We start from the raw sequence: 19727 nt of genomic DNA on the forward strand, positions 1-19727 counted from the left end.
CTCAGCGAATGCCGAGCAAGGCATTGATCTGCTGTGGGTTGACCGGCGCACCGGCGAAGTCATCGAACACTTTGTCGGTGACATGGATGATGCGATCGCGAATGAAGGCCGCGCCTTCGCGCGCGCCGTCCTGCGGGTTTTTCAGGCAGCACTCCCACTCCAGTGTCGCCCACCCCTGATAGCCGTACTGCGTCAGCCGGGAAAATATGCCGTTGAAATCGACCTGGCCGTCGCCCAGCGAGCGGAAGCGGCCGGCGCGATCGGTCCAGGATTGATAGCCGCCGTAAATGCCCTGCCGACCGGTCGGATTGAACTCGGCGTCCTTGACGTGGAACATGCCGATAACGTCCTTATAAATATCGATAAACTCCAGATAGTTCAGCTGTTGCAACACCATGTGGCTCGGATCGAACAGCACCCGGCAACGTGGGTGGTGGCCGACGCGTTCCAGAAACATCTCGTAGGTCACGCCGTCATGCAGATCTTCACTCGGGTGAATTTCGTAGCACAGGTTGATGCCCTGCTCGTCGCAGGCGTTGAGCACCGGCAGCCAGCGTTTGGCCAGCTCGCCGAACGCGGTGTCGATCAGCCCGGCCGGGCGCTGCGGGAACGGGAACAGATAGGGCCAGGCCAGCGAACCGGAAAAAGTGCCCAGTTCAGTGAGCCCGAGCCGCGCCGAGGCTTTTACCGCCAACAGCATTTGCTGCCGCGCCCACTCGCTGCGCGCGTTGGCATCGCCGTGCAACGCCGGCGGCGCGAAGCTGTCGCACAGCGCATCGTAAGCCGGGTGCACCGCCATCAGTTGACCGAAAATATGGCTGGTCAGTTCGCTGACCACCAACCCATGCTCCGCCAACATGCCGGTCAGATCGTCGCAGTAGGTCTGGCTTTGCGCAGCGGTGGCCACGTCGAATAAACGCCGATCCCAGGCCGGGATCTGCAACGCGCTAAAACCGGTCTGCGCCGCCCACTCGGCAATGGCGGGCAGGCTGTTGAACGGCGCCGCGTCATCGCTGAATTGCGCGAGATGCAGGCTTGGACCTTTGAGGGTTTTCATCGTAAACTCCTATTAGTTGTCGATTGACAAACAATAGAAGCAAAGCTTGGCGACCGCAAGCGAAATTTATAAAGGCATTGGTATTCCCGCCGATTTAAGCGATCCTATGTCGCTGAATGGCAGGTAAATTGGAGCAGCGAATGGCAGGCAGACCGCGCGAGTTCGATCGCGAACAGGCACTCTTGAAGGCGCGAAACTTATTCTGGCGGCAGGGTTACGAAGGCACCTCGATGTCGGATCTGGTGGCGGAGCTGGGCATTGCTTCCGCCCGCATCTACAAAGCGTTTGGTTCCAAAGAGCAGCTGTTCCGCGAGGCGATCGCCAGTTACGAAACCGCAGAAGGCGGCTTTGCCGATCGCGCCTTCGCGCAGGAAAGCGGCATTCGGCCGGCGATCAAACGCCTGCTGGAAGATGCCGTGCGGCTCTATAGCCGGCCGGATCTGCCGCAGGGCTGCATGGTGGTCTCCTCCGCCGCCAGCGTCAGCGCAGAAAACGACGGGCTCAAAGTCTGGCTGGCAGAGCACCGGCTGCAGCGCACGCAGCAAATCGTCGAACGGCTGCGCCAGGCGGTGCAAACCGGCGAACTGCCGGCCGACACCGACGCCGACAGCCTGGGGGACTATTTCGCCGTCTTCCTTCACGGCTTGTCGATTCAAGCCCGTGACGGCGTCACGCAAGCGCGGTTGTTGGCCGCGGTCACGGTGGCGCTCACGGCTTTAGATAGCCGTGTTTGATCGATCCTCAGGCGCGCCTTTATGTGGGCACGAATGGCGGTGAAGGAACCGCGTTTGTGACAAAATCTGCGACGTGAGGATTAGTATTTTCCGGCTTATGAATCAAAGCAACCTGATACGGGATCTGCCCTTCACTGAGCCGGCAAAAAGAAACGTTTACCCAACCGCTTTTTTGCATGAATTCAGGGACCAGGCTAACTCCTAATCCCGAAGCAACCAAACCGACGAGGGTCTCCATCTGCACGGCTCGCTGAACAACATCAGGAACAAATCCTGCCTCTTCACAGGCCTTCATAATAGAGCGATAAAGACCTGGCCCTTCCTGCTCCGGAAACAATACCCATGGCTCCCCGGCCAGAGCAGAAAGCGACAGAGTGCCGCGGGTTCCGGCAGGATGTTTACTCGGCAAAACGGCAATTAACGGGCAGCTAAAAAATTGATGGCAGGACAGTTTTTGTATGGCGTATTCAGGAACAGGTAAAACCGCAATGCCAACGTCAAGCGTGTCTTCCAATAGGTTCACGACCTGCCGCGCGGTGGTCATTTCTTTCAGTTCAAGGACAACCTCCGGACAGGAAAAGTGAAAACGGGCGATCATTTCGGGAAGCAAATGTCTGACGGCGGAGGCTACAAAACCGATGCGCAAAGCCCCCGTCATTCCCTGACCGGCGCGTCGTGTCAGCAACATCGACCTTTCCATCTGCATCAGCGTCGCAACCGCTTCTTTCTGTAACACTTTGCCTGCCGGGGTCAGCGCCGTTATACGATTGGTTCGTTCAAAAAGCCGGGTGCCCAACGCCTCTTCCATATGACGGATCGCAGCGGTAAGGGGCGGCTGAGCCATATGCAGGCGCTCTGCCGCTTTCCTGATATTCATGGTCTCCGCAACAGCAAGAAACTGGCGAAGCTGACGCAGGGTGAGCATATCGCGATACCTTAAACGTATTAAGAAAGCCTCACGATAGTATTAGACACACTAGCAAGGCCGCCTGAAGATGCTTTCTGTATATATTCGCGGAGCAGAAATAACAATGAGCATACTCAGATCGTTGTCACTGACTTACCGAAGCCTAAATATGTTGCTGACCCTCCTTGTGATGTCGGCATCACCCACACTGGCTGTATCGAAAGAAAATGAAATCTCCGCGCCGATAAAGCGAACAGACAGGTACATTGTGCTTGCGGACGGAGGGCAACTCCATGTCAGGGAAGTCCGCCTGAAATCTGAAGGCAAGATACCGCAACCGCCTGTGCTGCTGATTCATGGCGCGCGGGTTCCCGGCCTCGCCTCTTTTGATTTGCCTGTCAAAGGCGGCTCTCTGGCGGCAGATCTGGCATTAGCAGGCTTTCGTGTGTACATCCTCGATCTGCGGGGGTATGGACTATCCAGCCGCCCGGCCGCGATGAATAGCCCTCCAGACCAATCGGCGCCGTTAATCCGCACTGCGGATGCCGTGACCGATATCGCTCACGCCGTGCAGGCTATTCAGGCGTGGAGCGGCGCCCCTCGCGTTAACCTCCTGGGATGGGCGACGGGAGGACACTGGGCGGGCGCTTATGCGGCCCAATACCCACAGAATGTGGAACGACTGGTGCTCTATAACACGCTTTATGGCGGAACCACCCACCATCCGCGGCTGGGCCAGGGATCGCCGCTGGATGATCCTCAAAACCCGGGACATTTCAACGCAGCCAAATTTGGTGGCTGGAACCTGAGCACGCGGGACAGTCTGTTTGTCGCCTGGGATAGCAGCATACCCGTGGCGGATAAAACACAGTGGCGTGATGAAACAGTGAAACGCGCTTACGGCGATGCCGCACTGGCATCGGATAACACCTCGCAGCGCAGAACGCCACACAGTTTCAGGGCGCCGACAGGCGCCATGGCAGACAGCTTTGAGCTGGCGATGGGCAAAAAACAGTGGTCGGCAACCGCCTTAACCACCGTTCCCGTGTTGGTTATTCGCTCAGAACGTGATTTTTGGAGCCGGCCTGAAGATATGGACGCCATCATGAAAGATGCCCCTTTAGCCGAAAAGCTGGTCATTCCTGAGGCGACACATTTTGTCCATCTCGATAGAGATAACGCCGGCAGACAACGTTTTCTTCAGAGCGTCGTCAGATTTCTGGCGCAACCCCAGTCCAAACACGGCGCTTAATCCTCCGGCAGGTCGACAATCACCAGCGTGCCTGCGCTGCCCGGCAACACGCGGTGCGGCACGCCGGCCGCGGCCTGATACAGCTGGCCGGCCCGCACTACCACCTCTTCCCCCGCCACCTGCAGCCGCAGGTGGCCGCTGATCACCAGCAATCCTTCGCTGTAATCATGCACTTCATCCTCAATGCTGCGCGCGTCCATACGCAGCACTTTGATATTGGCCGCACCGACGCGGCCCAACACGCTTGAGCGCCAGGCCTCGGGCAGTTCGGCGGCCTGCAGATTTAAATCGAACAGCATCGGAATCCTCCGGGTGCATGAAAAAACGCACTCTAGCCCGATCCCGCCCCGCAGGGAAAGACGCTTTGGTTGCAGGTTATGACCGTTGGTTCTGAGGCGAAACGCGCCAGACGGACGCTTACGGCAGCAGCGTCGCCGCTTCACGATCGGCGATAATCAGCAGGTCCGGATGCAACATCAAAACGCTGGCAGGCACCTCGGCCTCCACCGGCCCGCAGATAATGCGCCGCAAGATGTCCGCTTTATGTGAACCGTTGACGAGCAGCACCAGCTTTTTCGCGGCCATCACGCTCGCCGGCCCCAGGGTCACGTAATGATCGGGCAACCATTCAGCGCGGCCGCCGACTTCTTTCAGCAAGATTTCGGCCAGGTCCGGCCTGGCGGAAACCGGCACCCGGCAGGCGCCATCTTCAAAGGCGGTGGTGCCCGGCAAATTGCCGCAGTAGTGGCCGTCTGCGCCAACGCCCATCACGATCGCGTCCAGCCCGCCATCCTCGGCGATACGTCGATCGTGCTGGAGGTAGTTGTCCGAATTCAAGACGTGCAGTTGCCGCTCGGGGATCGCCGCCGGGCCGAAGAACAGGCGATGGAGATTCTCCATGGTGACGCCGTAGCCCGACCGACCGGCGTAAGGAATTTCATCGAAATTATAGTAATGCGCATTGGCGAACTCCGCGTGGCCCTTGACGCGCGGGGCCAACAGCTCATACATCCGTTTGGGCGTCGAACCGGCGGTGATAGCCAGATTGACGCGCTGCGGACGCATCATATAACTCAACAGCAGGCCGGCGGCCAGCTCACTCATTTCCTGATAATCATTAGCGACGACAAGTTTCATTCCCTGCTCCTTTTTCCAAAAAAAAACCTAACCGCCCTCCCGTTCTATTCGATGCCGGGGAGCCGTTAGGTTTTGCCTGATCGCGTCAGTAACAATCCGTTTGTTGTCAGGTTATGGCGGCCAGAAATGAAATGCAATCCGCGTTGTGTGATGCACGCCGCAATTGCGGCGACGTCTTTTCGCGCCCTACACCGGCACCCGGCGGCTGATCTCCACCACCTGATCGCTGGGCAGGTAGTAATAGTCCGTGACGTGCATGCCGTTGCGCACCATCAGCGCGAACAGATTGCGCTGCCAGGACGGTAGCCGGTCATCCGCCTCGCGGCGCACCACGGTTTCATGGCCGAGATAGTAGGTCGCTTCGTCGAAGTTCAGGCCGCATTTCTGCGCCTCGACGTGCTGCAAGAGTTGCGGAATGTTCGGCCGCTCCATAAAGCCATAGCTGGCCACGCCGCACCAAAAGCCCGGTGCCAGCTCACGCATCACCAGGCGTTCGGCATTCGCTACCCGCGGCTCGTTGACGATGGCGATGGTCAGCGCCAGCACGTTGGCGTGCAGCGAACCGTTGCGCTTGACCTGCCATTTCATTACCGGCGGCGTGCCCTGCAGGCTGCGGGTCAGGAATACCGCTGTACCCGGCACGCGCGGTACGGATTCACGGCGGATTTTCGCCAGGAAATCCTCTATCGGTACCATCGTTTCGCCCAGAGTGCGCGCGGCCGCCAACACCCCGCGATGCCAGATCAGCATCACGGTATAGACCGCGGCCGCCAACAGCAGTGGGATATAACCGCCCTGCAGCACCTTGGTCAGGTTGGCCGTCAGGAAACTCAGATCGACCACGAAGAAACACCCCGCGACCAACAGGCTGGAGAGCAGCCCCCAGCGCCACACCTCGCGCATGGCGACGAACAGCAAGCCGGTGGTCATGATCATGGTCAGCGAGACGGCGATGCCGTAGGCGGCGGCCAGATTGTCCGACGATTTGAAGAACACCGTCAGGAACAGCGTCACCACCATCAGCAGCCAGTTGATGGCGCCGATGTAGATTTGCCCGTAGCTCTCCTCGGTAGTTTGCTTAACCCGCAGCCGCGGCAACCAACCCAGTTGGATCGCCTGTCGGGTCATGGAAAATGCGCCGCTGATGATCGCCTGGCTGGCGATGATCGTCGCCAGGGTGGCCAGGATCACCAGCGGGATCAGCAGCGCCGGCGGGCATAAACGGAAGAAGATGTTTTGCGTGACGTCGGCGCCGCTCAGGATCAGCGCGGCCTGCCCGGCGTAGTTGAGCAACAGACTGGGAAAAACGATGCCGAACCAGGCCAGCCAAATCGGCCGTTTGCCGAAATGCCCCATGTCGGCGTACAACGCCTCGGCACCGGTGACGCACAGAAACACGCCGCCCAGCACCAGGAAACTGGTCAGCCCGTTGGAGAACAAAAAATGAATGCCGTACAGCGGATTCAGCGCCAACAGTACCGCCGGGTGTTGAACAATGCCCCACACGCCCAGCGCCGCGATCGACAGGAACCACAGCGCCATGATCGGCCCGAACACGCGGCCGATGCGCGCGGTGCCCAGCGGCTGAATGGCGAACAGGCTGAGTAAAATCACCACCGCCGCTGGCAGAATATAGGGCTGCGACGCCGGCAGCACGATGTTCAGCCCCTCGAGGGCGGAGAGCACCGAGATGGCCGGCGTGATGGCGCCGTCGCCGTAAATCAGCGCCGCGCCGAACAGGCCGGCGAACAACACCAGCGGCCGGGACTTCTGCTTGCTGACCAGCAGCGACATCAGCGCCATGATGCCGCCCTCGCCGCGGTTGCCAATGCGCATGGCGAACATGGCGTATTTGAGCGAGGTGACGATCACCAGAGTCCAGAAAATCAGCGACAGCAGGCCGAGGATCACCGGCGCCGAAGGCGCATCGCCGGAGAGAAACAGCACGGTTTTCAAGGTGTACAGCGGGCTGGTGCCGATATCGCCGAACACCACGCCCAATGCGCCCAACGCCAATGGCGCCATCCCGCTCTTGTTCGCCCCTTCCGTATCATTGCCGACAGACATCTGCTCGCTCCTTAGCGTTGCGCCGAGAGTTAAAATTATTGTCACTTTATTACCGTCGTGCCACTCGCTCAGCAGGATAAGCATAACCTAACCGTCATCTTCACGGGTTACAGTATCGCGCGTTTGCGGCGCAGAAACCGCCGCCGGTGAGCAACGGTTGAGAAACGCCGCCGCAGGATGGTCTATAGTGCTTATGCGATTGTCACTTTCTTGTTTGCGCGCGCCGTGGGAGAAGTGAAATGAACGTCCGGCTCAACACTCATGTTTCCGCCCGGCGCCTGCTGCCCAACGGCTGGGACGTCATCGCCTTTCCGCTGATCATCGGCCTGATCGCCATGATGGCTATCGGCCTGCACCAAACCCTGCAACCGCTCGCGACGCTGAAAACGCAGGCGGTATCGCTCGATCCCGCCAACCTGCCGGAATACGCCCTGCGCACCACGCTGCGCATGCTGGTGGCGATGGTGGCTGCGTTGGCGTTCTCGCTGGTCTACGGCACCCTGGCGGCCAAGAGCCGGCGTGCCGAGAAAGTACTGGTGCCGATCCTCGATATTCTGCAGTCGGTGCCGGTGCTCGGCTACATCTCCTTCACCGTGACCTTCTTCATCGCCCTGTTCCCTGGCCGGGTGCTGGGGGTCGAGTTGGCGGCAATGTTCGCCATCTTCACCAGCCAGGCGTGGAACATGACCTTCAGCTTCTATCAGTCGCTGCGGACCGTGCCGCGCGATTTGCAAGAAGTGGCGCGCGGTTTCCATCTCAGCCCGTGGCAACGCTTCTGGAAGCTGGACGCGCCGTTCGCCATGCCGGGCCTTATCTGGAACATGATGATGTCGATGTCCGGCGGCTGGTTCTTTATCGTGGCGTCGGAAGCGATCACCGTCGGTAACAACACCTTTACGTTGCCGGGTATCGGCGCCTATCTCGCGCAGGCGATCCTCAGCAAGGATCTGCACGCCATCGGCTGGGTGTTGTTCACCATGACGGGGGTGATCCTGGCCTACGACCAGCTGCTGTTCCGGCCATTGGTGGCATGGGCGGATAAATTCCGCATGGAAACGACCCGCTCGGCGAGCGCCCCGACCTCCTGGCTGTTGAATCTGATGCGCCGCACGCGCCTGATCCATCTGCTGCTGACGCCCCTGGGCGCGTTGCTGGCTAAAACCGCGCGCCTGAAACTGAGCCTGCCCGCCCGCTCGCCGCGCCGCACCGACCCCGTCAAACGCCAACGGCGCTCGCGCGTTATCGACCGCTGCTGGAGCGCCATCGTGATCCTGGCGACGCTTGCTGTGGCCTGGCGCGTCATTCTGTATGTGCAGACCGGCGTGACGCTCAATGACGTGGGCCAGGTGATGGTGCTGGGGTTTATCACGCTGCTGCGCGTGACCGTGCTGATCGCCCTGTCATCGCTGATCTGGGTGCCGCTCGGCGTGCTGATCGGCCTGCGCCCGGCGTTGGCCGGGAAAATCCAGCCGATAGCCCAGTTTCTGGCTGCGTTTCCGGCCAACCTGCTGTTCCCGGTATTTGTCATCACCATCGTACATTTCCAACTGAATCCCGATATCTGGCTGTCGCCGCTGATCGTGCTCGGCACCCAGTGGTACATCCTGTTCAACGTGGTGGCGGGCGCCAGCGCACTGCCCAACGACTATCGCGAAGCCGCCGCCAACTTCCATATCCGCGGTTGGCAATGGTGGCGCCAGGTGATGCTGCCAGGCATTTTCCCCTATTACGTCACCGGCGCCATCACCGCCTCGGGCGGCGCCTGGAACGCCAGCATCGTGGCCGAGCTCGTGCAATGGGGCAGCACCCAGGTGAAAGCACACGGGCTGGGCGCTTACATCGCCGAAACCACCACCGCCGGCGATTTCCCCAAGATTATTTTAGGCATCGCCGTGATGTCGTTGTTCGTCACGCTGTTCAACCGCTTGCTGTGGCGCCCGCTTTACGCCTATGCAGAATCCCGCTTCCGCATCGATTAAGGAGCCGTTCAGATGTCAGAACTCCACCCAACGCAGACGGCCCGCACGCCCGGCGAGGAAATTTTAGCGGTCAACGCGGTCAGCCATGGTTATGACAAGGCGCACGGCGAGCTGCTGATCCTCGACGGCGTCAATTTGTCGCTGCGGGCGGGCGAGATCGTCGGGCTGCTGGGCCGATCCGGTTCAGGCAAATCGACGCTGCTGCGCATCATCGCTGGCCTGGTTACCCCCACCGCCGGTGCGGTGAGCTATTTGGGGCGGCCGTTGAACGGCCCCGCCCAAGGCATCGCCATGGTATTTCAAACCTTTGCGCTGTTCCCCTGGCTTACGGTGCTGCAAAACGTCGAGGCCGGGCTGGAGGCGCTGGGCGTCGCCCCTGCCGAACGGCGCGCGCGGGCGCTGGCGGCCATCGACCTGATCGGCCTGGACGGCTTCGAAAACGCCTACCCGCGCGAACTCTCCGGCGGCATGCGGCAACGCGTGGGCTTTGCGCGCGCGTTGGTGGTGGACCCGACGCTGCTGCTGATGGATGAGCCGTTCTCGGCGCTGGACGTATTGACCGCCGAAACGCTGCGTACCGACCTGCTGGACCTGTGGACCGAGGGACGGATGCCGATCAAATCGGTGCTGATCGTCACGCACAATATCGAGGAGGCGGTTTTCATGTGCGATCGCATCCTGTTGCTCTCGTCCAACCCCGGCCGGGTGATCGCCGAAATCAAGGTGCCGTTCAGTCACCCGCGCAACCGGTTGGATCCGCAATTCCGCCGTCTGGTGGACGATGTGTACGCCAAGATGACCGCCCGCCCACATGACGGCAACGTCAAAAAAGGGCTGAAGCTCGGCACATGGCTGCCGCACGTCTCCACCAACCTGATCGCCGGCCTGATCGAAACGCTGGCCGCCGCGCCCTATTTCGGCCGCGCCGACATGCCAGAGATCGCCCTTTCGCTGCATCTGGAGGTGGATGAACTGTTCCCCATCGCCGAAGTGCTGCAGTCGCTGGGCTTCGCCGACGTGCGTGAGGGCGACATCTTCCTGACGCCGCCGGCGCGCGCTTTCGCCGATGGCGACGTCCAGGCGCGCAAAGTGCTGTTCGCGGAGCATCTGCTGCGCTATGTACCGCTGGCCGCGCTGATCAAAAACGTGCTGGACGAACGGCCGGGCCATCGCGCGCCGCGCGTGCGCTTCGAGCAGGAACTGGAGGACTCGCTGTCGGACAGCGCCGCCAAAGAGACGCTGGATACGGTCATCAACTGGGGCCGCTACGGCGAGATCTTCTCCTACAACGATCAAACGGCGTTCTTCAGCCTGGAGGACGTCGAGTTTTAACCCGCTGAGCCCGCCCCGGCGGGCACTCATGCCCTGGAGCAAAAAATATTCAACAAAACGGTTGAATATTAGCCTTCCTGTTCTATATTCAACCATATGGTTGAATTATCTTCCTCTCAGCTGGACGCCATTTTTCATGCGCTGGCCGATCCGACCCGCCGCTCGATGTTGCGCGCGCTGGCCGGCGGCGAGCGCAGCATCGGCGAACTGGCCGCGCCGTTGCAGATGTCGTTCGCCGGCGCCTCCAAGCACGTGAAAGCACTGGAACATGCGGGCCTGGTGCAACGCACCGTGCAGGGAAGAAACCATATCTGCCGGCTCGAACCCGAGCCTATGGCGCAGGCCATGCAATGGCTGCAAACCTATGAACATTTCTGGACTGAACGGCTGGATGCGCTCGAACAAGCGCTGCAGCAGCCCGAACAGCTTCCTCCCAAGGAGTGAACCATGAATGATTACGGCATGATTATCGAACCCGGCACGCTGCGCATCCAGCGGCTGCTGCCCGGCCCCATCGAACGGGTGTGGGCCTACCTGACCGAATCCGACAAGCGCGCCACCTGGCTGGCGGCCGGTGCCATGAAGTTGGAAAACGGCGCGCCGCTGGAGCTGGAGTTTCGCAACTCCGATCTCGCGGGCGAGCACGAACAACCGCCGGCCAAGTACAAACAGCACGGCGGCTGCGTCAGCAACCGCGGCCACATCACCTGCCTGTTCCCGCCGCGCCTGTTAAGCTTTACCTGGGCGGAACAGGATCAAGGGCGTCCTTCCGAAGTGACCTTTGAACTGACGGAGCAAGGAAACGCAGTGCTGCTGACGGTGACCCACCGGCGGTTGGCTAACCGCGACGAAATGCTCAGCGTCGCCGGCGGCTGGCATACCCATCTGGATATCCTGCTGGATCGCCTGCACGATCGCGCGCCGCAACCGTTCTGGAGCACCCATGCCCGGCTGGAAGAAGAGTACCGCGCCCGCCTGTAATTAGCTCTCGTCCCTGCGCCTGAACGCCAGATAGCCGGCGATCAGCGTGAAACTGCCGACCAGCAACACCAGCAGGATAAACCCGTGGTGATTGCTGGCCAGCGGGATCCCCCCGACGTTCATGCCGAAGAAACCGGCGACAATATTGATCGGCAGCGCCAGCACGGTGATCACCGTCAGGGTATAGAGCGTGCGGTTATTCTGCTCCATCAGCTTGGCGCCCAGCTCTTCCTGCAGCAGCCGGATGCGTTCGGTCAAACTGGCGAGATCGTTCAACACCACGGTGAACTCTTCGGTGAACTGCCGCAGATCCTGCACCACCTCACGGCTCAGCCAAGTCGGTGGCCGGTTCAAGAGGCGAAACAACGCAGCCGGCTCCGGCGCCAACAGGCGCTGAAAGCGCAACAGCATGCGGCGCATGCGCCCCAGCTCGGTGCGGTTGCGCTTGACGCGGTGAGTCAGCAAACGATCCTCGATGGTATCGACATACTGGTTGGCCTGCCGCACCACCTGCTCCAACACCTCCTCCTGCTCTTCCAGCAGATGCGCCAGCAGTTCGGTTGACGACGCCAGCTGCAGCGTCGTCAGGCGGCCAAGCAGCCTTTCGATCAGCCGCACCGGTTTGTGACGCACGGTCACCACCAGCCCGCGGCAGCAATACAGCCACAGCGTCGCCGTTTCCGGGTTGCTGTCCTCGGGGTGAAAGATCACGTCGTTGAGCACGGCGAACAGATCGTCCCCCTGGCGTTCAATGCGTGTGGTGTGGGATCCGTGGCGAATTTCGTGAAAGAAAAAATCGGAAATGGCGAAATGGTTTTTCAGCCACTTCTCCGCCGCCGCGTGATTGAGATTCAGGTGCAGCCAAACAAAACCGTCGCCGGGCGGCAATGTCTGATAGGCCTGACAAACCTGCTGCGAGTTAAGACGCGCCGGCGGTTTGCCGGAGCGAAATAGGTGGCCGTAGATCAACCCGGTCACTTCATCATCGAAATCCAGCTTGTGCATCTTTTCCGTTAACCTTTGCGCCATCACGCCCTTTCCTGCCTATTGCCGTTAACCCAAAACGTCACCCGCTGTTATAGCAATCTTTATCTGCCAACGTTAATGATTTTCAGTGTTCCTGATGATTAATATTTTCGTCATAAAAACGTCATTTACATTCAAAATAGTTTTCACTTCTGGCCCGTTCAGCGCCGGCACAATGGCGAAATGAATATAGCGACTGATACCCTCCATCATGCAAGACACATTCATTTAAGGAACACGAACAATAAGGAGATAGCGACAATGAACAAGTTTATTATCGGAGGATGGAGCCAGTCTCTGACTGGCCAGCCCCGCGAAGCGTTCGATGTCATGATGTATGGCATGGTGACCAACCTTGATGGATTGACCACAGGCACAGCCGCTCATCCAGGCTGGAGCCCGGAAAAGCAAAATAAACCCGATACTCTTCCCGGTTTTAAAGGAAAGACGCTCTGGGTTTATGGCGGCGGCGGATGCTCCCCGCAGCAAAAGCCGGCAAATGAGGATGACGTGTTGCGGATCGTCGCGGCCACGGTATACCGGGGCTGGGATGGCGTCGATTTTGATGACGAATGCAATATGAACACCGAGCGGGTCATCGAAGCCATGAAACGGCTAAAAGAGGCTCGAAAAGAGGCCAGCTTCGGTTTTATTGCCGGTTATTCTTACAACCACCCCAATACGGAAAGCGGCAAAAAGCTCAACGAGAAAGTCAAAAAAATCATTCGGTCAGACCAATGCGATCGCTTTATCCATTACTGTTATGCCGCGGCGATGTGGAGCAATGACGATATTCTCGCGAATGTAATCCCGGCATTAAGGCAATCATTGGCAAACGGCGCCGAGAATAAAAAGTGCATTCTGGCCCTGACGACCAAAGGATTGACCGACTGGAATTTAAATTATTTCATCGATCAGATACTGGACTTTAACCTTGGCGGATTATTTATTTGGAATTACGCTAACCTGACGGATGAACATTATAAAATCATCACGGACAGATTAGGTCATTAGCAAACCCGACCCGTCATCGCCTGAAAAGCGGCCGCATTCGCGGTCGCTTTTCAGATAAAGCATGCGCTATTCAATAAACCCCAGCTTGAACTGCGCCTTACCCGCCAGCGAGGTCAATTCAGGCGCCTCCGGGTAGCGAGTCAGAAGCGGGAAAAATACGGCGCCGCCGATAATGCTGCGGCTTTTTGAATCCGCCGGGCGCAAGCCCCAGATATTCTGGTATGTCATCGGCACAAGCTGGCCGTCAACCAGCGCATTGCCAATATACAGCATGATATGGCCAGGGATGTACACCAGCGTGATGAATGGCTTACCGTGCTCTTTGAGATAGCGCAACCGGTCACGGGTGTTCGCTTGAGCAAGATCAACCACCCGGTTTGCCGCCTGTATCTGCGCGGCGGAATTTCTGGGAAGAAATATCCCAAAAGGCATCAACAGGCTGCGCAGTTCGGCGGAGCAGTCATTATTGAAGTTAGAGTTCCCCCAACCATAGGGCCTGCCGTTCATCGACTGCATCAGGGTGGCAAGATGCTCAGGCGTCATTTCCCACGGCATGGCGGCAAACTCCCCTGCCGGCAAAACGACCCGGCGCATCTGTGCGTGGCCATCCGCTCGGCGAACCGGCACGGCGACGACAAAATGTCCCTGACGATGCCGGTAAAATGGCAACATCGTGCCGTGGCGCGCCGTAAAATAAAATTGGCCGCCGGCTTGCACCGAGACCGGCTGTTTAATGAATGCCCCCAGATTTTTCTCCGCCAGCGCCAGCCATTCGGTGACAAACTGCCGATCCACCGCCGCGATGTCTTCGCTATGCACCCATCCGATCACCGTAGGCGACGCGACGTAGTTCCAGCGTTTATCGCGGCTTTGCGTAATAACGTATACCGGCGTACCGGGACGGATAGATGAATCCTGCAAATTATCAAACGGATAACCCTGTCCAGCCAGGCGAGGATCGTCATAAGCCGGATCGGCCGTCGGCAGGATCCTGACCAGCGTTTCCCGGACTGCAATGCCCCTGCCCGCAGGATGGAACTCCTTATCCATGTCGGCCGACGTGTTATCTCTGACTTGCTGTTTCCAGCGGTCAGTGTGAGTCCTGAAGTTTTCCCCCCAGGAGACACTTTCACTTCCCAGGTATTTATCCATTGCGGCATCACGGCGGCTTTGCGCTTCACGGTTCAGGACGGAAGCGATGTAATGCGGATTCCAGGGGGATTGATCATTCGGCCCCATACCAAAATAGTGGGATTTGAGGGCGGAGAAATGGCGCTGCTGCGCGGCGGCATCCATCACGGGCACCTGCCGTTGCGGGCCATAGGGGATCCATTTATCGACAGATTGCGAGTATTTACCCAGCGGGAATAGCGATTTGGTCGGATCGATAGGGGTTGTCGCTACGGCGTCTTGAGGTGGCTCTCTGACCGGCGCACTATGGCAGGCCGACAACAACAGAAGCATCATCAATACAAAGGGTTTTATTCCATTAGGCATTTTTTATCATCTCCGTGACAGGTGAAAATTTCTTCTTCATCCTGACCAGAAGTGATTGCAAATGATACTCAATAACACTATCGATTGACGCCCGGTTGAGGAACAAAACGCAAAAGCAAGCCCGCCCGCTTGCTCCTGCGCCCTCACATTCTCACCACGCCAACAGACGTTCCAGCGCCGCCGCCGGCCCTTTACGGCCGATAAGCGCCGCCCGATGCCAGATAGAGCCGCTGTCGCTCACCCACTGCTCACTTACCCACTGGCGCCGGGCCAGGCTGCGCAGCGCCTGGATGCTGTCGACGGTGTTATACACCAGCCAGGCGCCGAACAATACGCCGGCCAAGGCGATCCACAGATTAACCGTTGCCGCCAGCTGCGTGATCAACAACAGCAACAGCGCCATCTGCAGTAAGGTTTTAGCGGTGAAAGCGCACAGAAAGAAGGTCCGCATCCGGTTTTCCAGCGCAAAACAGGGGTTGGTTAACACCTGGCGGGTTTCCTGTACCGGAATGCCTTGCACATAGACCATCCATTGCGAAGCCCGCCGGGGATTCATCGCCACGCCCTTTTCCGCCAGCTGGTGTAACCGCATCGAAACGGCCACCGGCCAGACGAGCGCGAGCAGCAGGCAATAGAAGAACGCCGCACTGACGCCGCACACGCCCAATCCGATCGCGGCCAGCACCGCCAGCAGAGCCTTGCCGGAGTAAAACCAAAACGGCACCACTTGGTAATTCATAAAGTTCCCTTTTAAGTCCATTCACCAGTCCGATAGATTACTCCCTTATCAAGGCGTTAAACGCGAGGGAACAAAAAATTTTTGCTGTTACGCAGAACGCGATCGGCCCCTCTATCCTGCGCCGCCAAACCTGCTACCCTGCGCCTTTTGATTTTTGACAGGAGTCTTCCATGCGCCAACGCATCATTGTCTGCCCGCTGATTGAAAACGATAACGCCTTCCTGCTGTGTAAAATGGCCGCCCACAAAGGCGTATTTCCCGGCCAATGGGCGCTGTCCGGCGGCGGCGTCGAACCAGGTGAGCAGATAGAACAGGCGCTGCGGCGCGAAGTGAGCGAAGAGCTGGGCACCGCGCTGATCCTCGAGCGCATCACGCCCTGGACCTTCCGCGACGACGTGCGCATCAAAACCTACGCCGACGGCAGCCAGGAACAGATCTATATGATTTATCTGATCTTCGACTGCCAGGCCGCCAACCGCGACGTGACGATTAACGATGAGTTCGACGACTACGCCTGGGTGCCGCGCGAACGCCTGGGGGAGTACGATCTGAATGAGGCCACCCGTTTTACCCTGCAGCAACGCGGGCTGTTATAGTTTTCGTTGACGGTTTGTATAAGTACCGCCCTATTTTCTTCACATTTGCCGGTCAGACTCTTGTGATATTTTTTAATCACTTAGGGTCATTATTGCCGCCGTTATGCTCTTATTTAACCTTTCTCTCCGCTTTCCCGCCCGGCGCTTCGGCGCCGCTGTCCTGTTCAGCCTGCTGTCCGTTCTGACCACCGCGCACGCCGCGCCGCTGGCGCTGCATGCCAAATCGGTGCTGGTCGTCAATCAGCGCACCGGGAAAACGCTGTATCAGAAACGGCCTAACCGCGTCCTCCCCATTGCTTCGCTCACTAAACTGATGACCGCGATGGTCACCCTGGACAGCAAGCGCCCGCTGGGCAACAGGATGAGAGTCACCCCTGCCGATCGCGATCTGCTGAAAAAAACCCATTCGCGGTTGACCATCGGCTCGGTGCTCAGCCGCCGCGACATGCTGCACATCGCCCTGATGTCTTCGGAAAACCGCGCCGCTGCGGCGCTGAGCCGCAACTATCCCGGCGGTCGCAGAGCCTTTGTGGCGAAAATGAACCAGAAAGCGCGCGCCATCGGCATGAAGCGCGCCCGCTTCTACGACCCGACCGGGCTGACGCCGCGCAATGTCGCGACCGCCCGCGATCTGCTGCAGATGGTCAACCACGCCTATCGCTATCAGACCATCCGCCGTTTCAGCACCGACAGGCAGCGCGTCGTCTTTCCCGGCCGCGGCCAACTGGTCTATCGCAGTTCCAACGGTCTGATCAACAACGCCGCCTGGAATATTCAGCTGCAGAAAACCGGGTTTACCAACGAGGCGGGCCACTGTCTGGTGATGCGCACCACCATCAAGGGGCAGCCGATTGTGATGATCTTGCTCGGCGCACGCTCGCCTTACGGCCATTACAGCGACGCCATTCGCCTGAAGGCCTGGCTGGAGGGATAATACCAGGGTGCTTTACCGCTTTGCGCATATCCAAATTCGTTTTGGATCAATGGAATATCCTATCGCCAATCAGTATTAAGCCTCGCGTCGTCCGCATGGTATTTGTCAGGCATATCTGATGAGGAAAGGAGCGGGAAAATGGCTTATGCCTTGAGCATATTGGAAAAGAGTCCGATCGCCGACGGGGAAAGCGCCGCGCAGGCGCTGGCGCGCACGCTGCATCTGGCGCAGCAGGCGGAACGCTGGGGATATCGCCGCTTCTGGCTGGCGGAGCACCACAACACGCCGCAGCTCGCCTGCCCGTCGCCGGAAGTGCTGATCGGCTACCTGCTCGGCCAGACGTCGCGCATCCGCATCGGTTCCGGCGGCGTGATGCTGCAGCACTACAGCGCTTACAAGGTGGCCGAAAATTTCAATCTGCTGGCGGCGCTGGCGCCGGGGCGCGTCGATCTCGGGGTGGGCAAAGCGCCCGGCGGGCTGCCGCTCGCCACTCAGGCGCTGCAGGCCGCCCATGACCGGCAAAACAAACCGGCCTTCCCACAGCAGCTGTCGCAGCTGACCGCCTACCTGAACGACGACGCGGAACCGGGGCTGAGCGCCACGCCGTTGCCGCCGCATGCCGCCCAGCGCTTTCTGCTCGGCGCCAGCAAAGAGAGCGCAACGCTGGCGGCTGAAGCCGGCTGGGCTTTCGTGTTCGCCGCGCATCTAAACGGCAATCCGCAGGACATCCGCGAAGCGCTGGCGCACTACACCGCCCTGAGCGGCGGCCGCAAGGCGTTGCTCGCCGTAGCGGCGATCGTGGCGCACAGTGCGGAACAGGCCGCGGCGCTGGCGGCGGATATTCAGCAATACCGCGTCCACGTTGCCGGTGAGCAGAGCGTGACCGTCGGCAGCCTGGCGCAGGCGGAGAGTTTCGTGCAGCAGGCCGGCGCCGCCGACTACCGCATCGAGCCGCGAGAAAGCCATATCCTGCTCGGCACGGCGCAGCAGGTCCATCAGCAACTGGCCCAGCTGCAGCAGCGCTACGGCGTGGAGGAGTTCATCATCGACACGCCGATCGGCGAGCCGGCCGCCCGATTAGCCTCCCTGCAGCTGTTGGCGGAAGAGAGCCTGACGCCGGCCTAGTTGATCGCCGCCCCCGCCCGCATGGCTTCGGACAGATCCTGCGCCAGCGGCGCCAGCTGCGCCGGCGTGACATTGGCCAGACTGACGCGGAGCGCAGGATCGCTCTTCAGGCGGAAAGGTTCCCCACCCTGCACCAGCCACCCCCGCTGCGCCATCAGCTGCGCGGCGGCGGTTTCCGACCGCACCGGCAACCACAGATGCAGCCCTTCGCCCACCGCCAGCGCCGTGTGATTTAACGCGTTGAGCCGCCGGACCAGTTCATCCCGCCTGGCCTGATATGCCTGCTGCGCCCGCCGCAATTGCCCTTCCTGCAGCGCCTGTCCCCACAGTCTGGCTGCAATCTGCTGCAAGATATGGCTAACCCAGCGTTCGCTGATGTACTGATCGGCGCGCATTGCCTGCAGCAACGTCGGGTTGCCGCAGGCCAACGCCATGCGCAGATCCGGGCTGAGAAACTTGCTGAGCGACAGCACGTACAGACCGCGATCGTCGTCGAACGGCAGATGCAGCGGCTGGTGCGACAGCGGCCCCCAGAAATCGTCGACGATCGCCAAACACTGCGGGTTGTCGCTCAGAAAACGCCGCCACTGCTGGGCGCGCTGCGCCGAGAGCGAAGCGCCGGTCGGATTGTGGGCGCGCGGCGTCAGGATCACCGCGCCCGCGGTGCCGCTTTCCGGCAGCCGACAGCCCTGATCGTCCACCGCCAACGGCAGCGGCCGCAGGCGCAGGTGACGCAGCAGCGTCAATAGCGGCGGCCAGCAGGGATCTTCTACCCACACCGCCGCTCCCGGTTGGACATGACAGCGCAGCGCCTTTTCCATCGCGTCCAGCGCGCCGGAAAATACCGCCGGCTCCCCCAGCTCGACGCCCTGACGGCTCAGCCATTCGCGCCCCAGACCGGTCAATACCGGCAGATCACCGCTGATGTCATAGCCGCTTTGCTGCGGGAACACCTCCGTCGCGCCCAGCGCCAGCGCCGGCAACAGCGCGGCGTCCAGGTTGCCGCTGGCCAGATCGCACATGCCCGCCGGCACCTGACGTGGCGCATAGGCCGAACTCACCGCCGCCAGCGGCGGCTCCAGCACCAGCGTCCCCGCCCGGCCGCGCGTCGCCACCAGACCGGCGTCGCGCAATCTGGCGTAGGCGCTGGCGACGGTATTCGGATTGACCTCCAGCTCCGCCGCCAGCTGGCGAACCGGCGGCAACAGCTCGCCCGGCCGCAAGACGCCGTCTTTGATGCGTGCGGCGATCTGCTCGGCAATCTGGACAGCGCCGCCGCCTTTTGCATACAATGAAGTCATACATAAATCCTTTTGTACTAGTTCAAACAAGATTAGCAGCTTCTGCGGA

19 protein-coding genes are annotated in these 19727 nt (G+C 59.9%); 10 read left to right on the forward strand and 9 right to left on the reverse strand.

Features of this window, described 5'->3' with window-relative positions; all coding sequences use genetic code 11:
- Position 1 precedes the first annotated feature (1 nt).
- The gene (locus ATE40_RS09315) at positions 2 to 1057 is read right to left on the reverse strand and encodes a sugar phosphate isomerase/epimerase family protein (protein ID WP_063919517.1); all 1056 of its coding nucleotides are present in this window, start codon (positions 1055 to 1057) and stop codon (positions 2 to 4) included.
- Positions 1058 to 1197: 140 nt separating this feature from the next.
- Between ATE40_RS09315 and ATE40_RS09320 the strand changes: the two genes are divergently transcribed.
- Entirely contained in the window at positions 1198 to 1791 is a 594-nt protein-coding gene (locus tag ATE40_RS09320; protein WP_063919518.1) for a TetR/AcrR family transcriptional regulator, read from the forward strand.
- 19 nt (positions 1792 to 1810) lie between these two features.
- On the opposite strand, the gene ATE40_RS09325 is transcribed toward ATE40_RS09320, so the two are convergent.
- Positions 1811 to 2716, reverse strand: a complete 906-nt coding sequence (locus tag ATE40_RS09325; protein WP_063919519.1) for a LysR family transcriptional regulator — start codon at positions 2714 to 2716, stop codon at positions 1811 to 1813.
- 151 nt (positions 2717 to 2867) lie between these two features.
- Between ATE40_RS09325 and ATE40_RS09330 the strand changes: the two genes are divergently transcribed.
- The gene (locus ATE40_RS09330; RefSeq protein ID WP_156785421.1) at positions 2868 to 3950 is read left to right on the forward strand and encodes an alpha/beta fold hydrolase; all 1083 of its coding nucleotides are present in this window, start codon (positions 2868 to 2870) and stop codon (positions 3948 to 3950) included.
- On the opposite strand, the gene ATE40_RS09335 is transcribed toward ATE40_RS09330, so the two are convergent.
- From ATE40_RS09335 to ATE40_RS09345, 3 genes are all read right to left on the reverse strand, one after another.
- Entirely contained in the window at positions 3947 to 4249 is a 303-nt protein-coding gene (locus ATE40_RS09335) for a cupin domain-containing protein (protein ID WP_019455442.1), read from the reverse strand. The two genes, ATE40_RS09330 and ATE40_RS09335, sit on opposite strands and share 4 nt — an antisense overlap.
- Before the next feature lie 118 nt (positions 4250 to 4367).
- Positions 4368 to 5087 (reverse strand): glucosamine-6-phosphate deaminase, encoded by a 720-nt coding sequence (locus tag ATE40_RS09340; protein ID WP_063919521.1) that lies wholly within the window; start codon positions 5085 to 5087, stop codon positions 4368 to 4370.
- A gap of 186 nt (positions 5088 to 5273) precedes the next feature.
- A complete protein-coding gene (locus ATE40_RS09345; RefSeq protein ID WP_019455444.1) occupies positions 5274 to 7154 on the reverse strand; it encodes a potassium transporter Kup in 1881 nt (626 codons plus the stop codon).
- Between the two features lie 239 nt (positions 7155 to 7393).
- On the opposite strand from ATE40_RS09345, the gene ATE40_RS09350 reads away from it, so the two are divergent.
- The 4 genes from ATE40_RS09350 to ATE40_RS09365 all read left to right on the forward strand — a co-directional run bounded on the left by ATE40_RS09350 (position 7394) and on the right by ATE40_RS09365 (position 11446).
- Entirely contained in the window at positions 7394 to 9133 is a 1740-nt protein-coding gene (locus tag ATE40_RS09350) for an ABC transporter permease (RefSeq protein WP_063919522.1), read from the forward strand.
- 12 nt (positions 9134 to 9145) lie between these two features.
- A complete protein-coding gene (locus ATE40_RS09355) occupies positions 9146 to 10465 on the forward strand; it encodes an ABC transporter ATP-binding protein (RefSeq protein ID WP_063919523.1) in 1320 nt (439 codons plus the stop codon).
- Positions 10466 to 10561: 96 nt separating this feature from the next.
- Positions 10562 to 10909, forward strand: coding sequence for an ArsR/SmtB family transcription factor (locus tag ATE40_RS09360; RefSeq protein ID WP_019455447.1), 348 nt, complete (start codon positions 10562 to 10564; stop codon positions 10907 to 10909).
- A 3-nt stretch (positions 10910 to 10912) separates the two neighbouring features.
- Positions 10913 to 11446, forward strand: a complete 534-nt coding sequence (locus ATE40_RS09365) for an SRPBCC family protein (protein ID WP_016927616.1) — start codon at positions 10913 to 10915, stop codon at positions 11444 to 11446.
- Here ATE40_RS09365 and ATE40_RS09370 read toward each other — a convergent pair whose 3' ends face one another.
- Positions 11447 to 12475 (reverse strand): transporter, encoded by a 1029-nt coding sequence (locus ATE40_RS09370; RefSeq protein ID WP_025159767.1) that lies wholly within the window; start codon positions 12473 to 12475, stop codon positions 11447 to 11449.
- A 258-nt stretch (positions 12476 to 12733) separates the two neighbouring features.
- Between ATE40_RS09370 and ATE40_RS09375 the strand changes: the two genes are divergently transcribed.
- Positions 12734 to 13486 (forward strand): hypothetical protein, encoded by a 753-nt coding sequence (locus ATE40_RS09375; protein WP_063919524.1) that lies wholly within the window; start codon positions 12734 to 12736, stop codon positions 13484 to 13486.
- 66 nt (positions 13487 to 13552) lie between these two features.
- Here the strand turns inward: ATE40_RS09375 and ATE40_RS09380 are convergent, their stop codons facing one another.
- Both ATE40_RS09380 and ATE40_RS09385 read right to left on the reverse strand, forming a co-directional pair.
- Positions 13553 to 14983: an SH3 domain-containing C40 family peptidase gene (locus ATE40_RS09380; RefSeq protein WP_063919525.1), complete on the reverse strand. Its 1431-nt coding sequence runs from the start codon at positions 14981 to 14983 to the stop codon at positions 13553 to 13555.
- 151 nt (positions 14984 to 15134) lie between these two features.
- Positions 15135 to 15722, reverse strand: a complete 588-nt coding sequence (locus ATE40_RS09385; protein ID WP_019455452.1) for a hypothetical protein — start codon at positions 15720 to 15722, stop codon at positions 15135 to 15137.
- Between the two features lie 170 nt (positions 15723 to 15892).
- Here ATE40_RS09385 and nudI point away from each other — a divergent pair, with 170 nt between their 5' ends.
- From nudI to ATE40_RS09400, 3 genes are all read left to right on the forward strand, one after another.
- Positions 15893 to 16318, forward strand: a complete 426-nt coding sequence (gene nudI, locus ATE40_RS09390; RefSeq protein WP_063919526.1) for a nucleoside triphosphatase NudI — start codon at positions 15893 to 15895, stop codon at positions 16316 to 16318.
- 103 nt (positions 16319 to 16421) lie between these two features.
- Positions 16422 to 17252 carry a D-alanyl-D-alanine endopeptidase gene (gene pbpG / locus ATE40_RS09395; RefSeq protein ID WP_063919527.1) on the forward strand — a complete coding sequence of 277 codons (831 nt, stop codon included), beginning with the start codon at positions 16422 to 16424 and terminating at the stop codon, positions 17250 to 17252.
- Between the two features lie 138 nt (positions 17253 to 17390).
- Positions 17391 to 18377: an MsnO8 family LLM class oxidoreductase gene (locus ATE40_RS09400; protein ID WP_063919528.1), complete on the forward strand. Its 987-nt coding sequence runs from the start codon at positions 17391 to 17393 to the stop codon at positions 18375 to 18377.
- Here ATE40_RS09400 and ATE40_RS09405 read toward each other — a convergent pair.
- Positions 18374 to 19678: an aminotransferase class I/II-fold pyridoxal phosphate-dependent enzyme gene (locus ATE40_RS09405; protein WP_063919529.1), complete on the reverse strand. Its 1305-nt coding sequence runs from the start codon at positions 19676 to 19678 to the stop codon at positions 18374 to 18376. The genes ATE40_RS09400 and ATE40_RS09405 overlap by 4 nt on opposite strands.
- Positions 19679 to 19727: the final 49 nt, after the last annotated feature.

The sequence above is a fragment of the Serratia surfactantfaciens genome (assembly GCF_001642805.2).
Lineage (GTDB): Bacteria > Pseudomonadota > Gammaproteobacteria > Enterobacterales > Enterobacteriaceae > Serratia > Serratia surfactantfaciens.